This window comes from Stenotrophomonas sp. (assembly GCF_031995405.1).
Taxonomy (GTDB): domain Bacteria; phylum Pseudomonadota; class Gammaproteobacteria; order Xanthomonadales; family Xanthomonadaceae; genus Stenotrophomonas.
In genome coordinates, this window is sequence record NZ_DAMAGC010000190.1 from 1 (window position 1) to 4,615 (window position 4,615).

At 68.6% G+C, this 4,615-nt stretch carries 5 protein-coding genes; 4 read left to right on the plus strand and 1 reads right to left on the minus strand.

The annotated features are described in order from the left end of the window. Nucleotides 1-75 precede the first annotated feature (75 nt). The 3 genes from RTO53_RS19450 to gnd are packed head-to-tail and all read left to right on the plus strand — an operon-like array spanning nucleotide 76 to nucleotide 2,916. Nucleotides 76-699, plus strand: coding sequence for a DUF2242 domain-containing protein (locus RTO53_RS19450; protein ID WP_312239314.1), 624 nt, complete (start codon nucleotides 76-78; stop codon nucleotides 697-699). Nucleotides 700-753: 54 nt separating this feature from the next. Beyond that, nucleotides 754-2,007 carry a hypothetical protein gene (locus tag RTO53_RS19455; protein WP_312239315.1) on the plus strand — a complete coding sequence of 418 codons (1,254 nt, stop codon included), beginning with the start codon at nucleotides 754-756 and terminating at the stop codon, nucleotides 2,005-2,007. A 3-nt stretch (nucleotides 2,008-2,010) separates the two neighbouring features. Next, nucleotides 2,011-2,916: a phosphogluconate dehydrogenase (NAD(+)-dependent, decarboxylating) gene (gene gnd / locus RTO53_RS19460; RefSeq protein ID WP_312239316.1), complete on the plus strand. Its 906-nt coding sequence runs from the start codon at nucleotides 2,011-2,013 to the stop codon at nucleotides 2,914-2,916. A 90-nt stretch (nucleotides 2,917-3,006) separates the two neighbouring features. On the opposite strand, the gene RTO53_RS19465 is transcribed toward gnd, so the two are convergent. Further along, the gene (locus RTO53_RS19465) at nucleotides 3,007-4,062 is read right to left on the minus strand and encodes an oxidoreductase (RefSeq protein ID WP_312239317.1); all 1,056 of its coding nucleotides are present in this window, start codon (nucleotides 4,060-4,062) and stop codon (nucleotides 3,007-3,009) included. 168 nt (nucleotides 4,063-4,230) lie between these two features. Between RTO53_RS19465 and RTO53_RS19470 the strand changes: the two genes are divergently transcribed. Continuing rightward, on the plus strand, nucleotides 4,231-4,605 hold the full coding sequence (locus tag RTO53_RS19470; RefSeq protein ID WP_312239318.1) for a BON domain-containing protein: 375 nt from the start codon (nucleotides 4,231-4,233) through the stop codon (nucleotides 4,603-4,605). Nucleotides 4,606-4,615: the final 10 nt, after the last annotated feature.

Below are 4,615 nucleotides of genomic sequence, written 5' to 3' on the forward strand. Positions count from 1 at the left end.
GCCCTTCGCTTTCTAAACCCGCTGCATACGCGGCCGGGGCTATGCTGGCGCGAGTCTGTTCTCGCAGGAGCGCGCATGCGCCTGTACCACGCAATCCCGGCAGGCCTGCTGGTCGCCTTGCTGACCGCCTGTGGCGGTCGCACCGCTGACAGCACCCTGATTCGTGAATCGTTCGATTCCGGCGACACCTATTCGCGCAGCGTGCCCGGCGCCCCGGCGCAGGCCTGCGAAGCGGCGCGGCGGACCCTGCTCAGCCAGGGCTATGCGATCGCCCGGGCCGACACCGCGGCGGTAGAGGGCAACAAGAACTTCCAGCCGCGCGATGACGAACACGAGCAGCTGGTACTGCGTATTTCCTGCGCGCCACGCGGGGACCAGTCGCTGGTCTTCGTCAGCGCCGTGCAGGACCGCTATGCCTTGAAGAAGAGCCCGACCTCGGCCAGTGTTGGCGTGGGCGCGTTGGGCTCGGTGTCGCTGCCGTTCGGCAGCAACGACGATTCGCTGGTGAAGGTGGCCAGCAGCACGGTGCAGGATGCGGACTTCTACCGCCGCTTCTTCGACCGGCTGCAGCAGTACCTGCCAGCCGCGGCGGCCGCGCCGGCGCCGACGCCGTCAGAGCCGCCGGCCGCTGCCCCGGCGGCGGCCGATGTGCCCGCCCCGCCGGCCGCCGTGGCCGATACGCCGGTGCCGTCGCACTGATCAGGCGGACCGGTGTCGTTGACCACTGCATCATGCTCGCCGCGCCGATGGGTAGTGGCACTGGCCGGCGCGCTGCTGGCGGGCGTTGCCGCAGCGACTGCCGCTGCGCCTGCACCCGCCTGTACCCAGCCGCTGCTTGAAGAACTCGGCTGGCGTTTCAGCGATGCGCCCATCAACGCGCCGGTGGTGCACGGCGGACCGGTCTGCGAGCGCGCCGACCTGGGCCAGGCGCAGCGGGCCGGTGACCTGCGCGTGCAGCTGCCGCAGGGCTGGGATCCCACGCGTCGCGCTGACTTCATGACGACCTTGCTGGACGATCCGGCCACGCTGTGCGCGTATGCGTTCAAGCTTGGCCAGGCCACCCGGCGTGCGACCACGCAGCTGCAGGACAATCCGGGGTATCGGTTTTCGGCACTGCAGCTGGGCTGGATCGGCTTCGGCGCGCGCGGTGCGCAGGCCCAGGGCTGGCAGCGCTTCCGCAGCTTCGGTCGGGGGTACGCACCGGCCGGTCGCAACAGCGTGGCGCTGCAACACTTCTACGATGGCCGGGTCCGCAGCGAGTGCGGGGTCGGGCGCCAGGTCGCGCAGCTGGCCACCCAGCGCGAACTGTACGGCGATGCGGCCTTCGATGCCGAGTTCACGCCGGGCGAGTTGTCGATCGGCACCTTCCTGACCCTGCACGAGACCGACAGCATCCTGCTCGGCCGGCACGCGGGTGAGTTCCTTGCCGATGGCAAGGCCAGGAAGACCGCGCAGCTGGGCCGGCAGGCATTCGTCGGCGCGCCGGGCTTCATCGAGCACGTGTTCGACTCCCGATACCTGGATGACATCAACAACCAGGCCGAGAACTTCGTGGTGGTCGATGTGAGCGATGCGGCCGCCCGCGCGCTGCGCACGCACGATGGCTTTGCCCATTACGACGCCATCAACCGGCAGATCTGGGCACTGGCCCAGCGCATGCCCGGACCCGGGCCACGCCGCTTCGAGCGGCTGCTGGTGGAGCGCGATCCGGTCTGGCGCAACGGGTTGCCGCCCGAGCAGAAACCGCTGCTGGCCGAACTTGATGCGCTGCTGGACGATCCGTTCTACCAGGGGTTCGTGATTTACGTGCATCCTCGCGGTATACGTCCTGTCGGGTACCACATCGCACGCCTGCTCGACCGCAATCCGCGGACGCCGTTTGCCTTCGAACTGGGCCTGCACAACCTGCATACCACGCTGTACCGACGCTGGATCGACGCACGCCTTCGCCAGTGCGATTCCCCGCCGGCAGCATCCCCGCAACACAACTCGCACGCTGGAAGGTGACACATGGATATTGCAATGATCGGGCTGGGCAAGATGGGCGCCAACATGGCCGAGCGGCTGCATCGCGGCGGCCATCGGGTGATCGGCGTCGATCCCGGTGAAGGCGCGCGCGCGAGTGCAGCCAAGCGCGGCTTCGAGGTCAGCGCGTCGGTTGCCGATGCGCTGGCGCAGCTGCCGGTGCCGCGCGTGGTGTGGCTGATGGTGCCGGCCGGCGAAGTGGTCGACCAGACCCTGGCCGCGCTGTCGCCGCACCTGTCCGAGGGCGACGTGGTGATCGACGGCGGCAACTCGTACTACAAGGATTCGATGCGTCGTGCCGGCCAGTTGCTGGGCGAGGACGTGACCTATATCGACTGCGGCACCAGTGGTGGCGTGTGGGGCCTGCAGGAAGGCTACAGCCTGATGATCGGCGGTGACGCGGCAGCAGTGCAGCGGGTGGGGGCGATCTTCCGCACGCTGGCCCCGGGCGAAGACCGCGGCTGGGCGCACGTCGGGCCAAGCGGTGCCGGGCACTTCTGCAAGATGGTCCACAACGGTATCGAGTACGGGATGATGCAGGCCTATGCCGAAGGCTTCGCGCTGATGCAGCACAAGACCGCGTTCAACCTCGATCTTGCCCAGGTCGCCAAGGCCTGGCAGCACGGCAGCGTGGTGCGTTCGTGGCTGCTGGACCTCAGCGCCGATGCGCTCGGCCGCAATCCGCAGCTCGATGGCATTGCCCCGTACGTGGAAGATTCCGGCGAAGGCCGCTGGACCGTGGCCGAGGCGATCGACCTGGACGTGCCGGCACCGGTGATCACCCTGTCGCTGCTGGAGCGGCTGCGCTCACGCGAGAAGAACTCCTTCAGCGACCGCCTGCTGGCGGCGATGCGCAACGAGTTCGGCGGCCACGCGATCAAGACCGAATAAGCACTGCCGACCCAGCGGGTCGGGCAGGGACACCGTGGTGCCGGCCGCTGGCCGGCTCTGCGTGGCCCCTGGGAACGCCCTTGCTTCGGCTCAGCCCGACGTCGCGCGCAGCTCCACCCGCCGTCCGCTGCGCGCACTCTCGGCCCCGGCTTCCAGCAGGCGCATCAACTGCAGCGCCTCATCCGCGCTTACCGTGGGCGCGCCGCTGCCCAGCATCGCGTCGCGGAAGGCCGCGTACAGCCGCCGGTAGTCACCGGGCGCGTTGTCCACCGTGCCGTGCTGGCTGCGGCCGTGCGCATCCACCACGACGTGCCGGCCATGCAGTGGATCCAGGCCCCAACCGGGCGCACCGGGCGCGATGCCATCGCGCAGCTGGTCTTCCTGCACGTCACGGCCGTCCTTGAGATAGCTCCCAAGGCGCCCGTGTACCGCAAAGCGCGGCGTGGCCGCGGCCACCAGCGAGCCGGCGTGCACGATCGCGCGGTGCCGCGGGTAATGCAGCACGGCGTGGAAGTAGTCATTGCTGCGCGCATCATCGCGTTGTGCGGTTATGTCGGCGCTGATCGCCGCCGGCCAGCCGAACAGCTGCAGCATCTGGTCGAGCAGGTGCGGTCCCAGGTCCATCCACAGGCCGGCACCAGGCACGTCGCTCTCCCGCCAGCGATCGCGCACCTGCGGACGGTAGCGGTCGAAGTGCGAGTGGCACTCGGCCACCTCGCCCAGCACGCCGCTATCGAGCAATTGGCGCAGGCTGAGGAAGTCGGCATCGAAACGCCGGTTCTGGAACACCGTGGCCACCCGATCCGCCGCCTGCGCGGCGTGCACCACGGCCTCGGCCTGCGCGAGGTCCAGGGTGAATGGCTTGTCCACCAGTACGTGCTTGCCGGCCTGCAGTGCGGCGATGGCCAGCGGCGCGTGCTCGGCGTTGGGGGTGGCGATGACCACCGCGTCCACGGCCGGGTCGTCGAACAGCTGCTGCGCGTGGGCGCAGATGCGCACGTCGGTGAAACCGCGCAGCAGGCGGTCGCGCTGCGTGCTCACGATGCTGTGCAGTGCCAGGCCCGGGGTGTGCTGGATCAACGGGGCGTGGAAGACGCTGCCGGCCAGGCCGTAGCCGATCAATCCCACCTGCAGGGCGGTGGCCATGATGCGCTCCAGAAGAGAGGGGAGGGCCAGCGTAGCCTCTGGGGCTGGATGGAGGAACATGAACAGCCGGAAAGGAACCTGAGCGGTTCACGGCAGCGTTATGTTCCGCGCACGTGCCGCACACGCGCTTCCCCCGACACTGGCCACACACCCAAGGAGACACCGAACATGACCAACACTACGCGCACTCTGCTTGCTGCTTCGCTGGCCCTCGGCATGGTTGTGGGTTCGTCGTCGGCGATGGCCAAGGATCCGCCGAAGACCACCGATCATGCTGCGATGACCCATGCCGACACGCACGACTCCTCCGAGCCGGTGACCGACAGCTGGATCACCACCAAGGTCAAGACGGACCTGCTGACCAGCAAGAACGTCCCGGGTACCGAGGTGATGGTGGAGACGGTCAACGGCGTAGTCACGCTGAAGGGCACCGTGGCCACCCAGGCCGAGCATGACAAGGCACTCCGCGTGACCAAGGGCATCAAGGGCGTGAAGAGCGTCGATGCCAGCGGCCTGAAGGTCGCGGCCTCCGCCAAGCGCTGATCCCAGCGTC

What these genes read in the sequence shown, in the direction of transcription:
- RTO53_RS19450 (WP_312239314.1), top strand. Translation starts at nt 76, where the DNA reads ATGCGCCTGTACCACGCAATCCCGGCAGGCCTGCTGGTCGCCTTGCTG.
- gnd (WP_312239316.1), top strand. Translation starts at nt 2,011, where the DNA reads ATGGATATTGCAATGATCGGGCTGGGCAAGATGGGCGCCAACATGGCC.
- RTO53_RS19465 (WP_312239317.1), bottom strand. Translation starts at nt 4,062, where the DNA reads ATGGCCACCGCCCTGCAGGTGGGATTGATCGGCTACGGCCTGGCCGGC.
- RTO53_RS19470 (WP_312239318.1), top strand. Translation starts at nt 4,231, where the DNA reads ATGACCAACACTACGCGCACTCTGCTTGCTGCTTCGCTGGCCCTCGGC.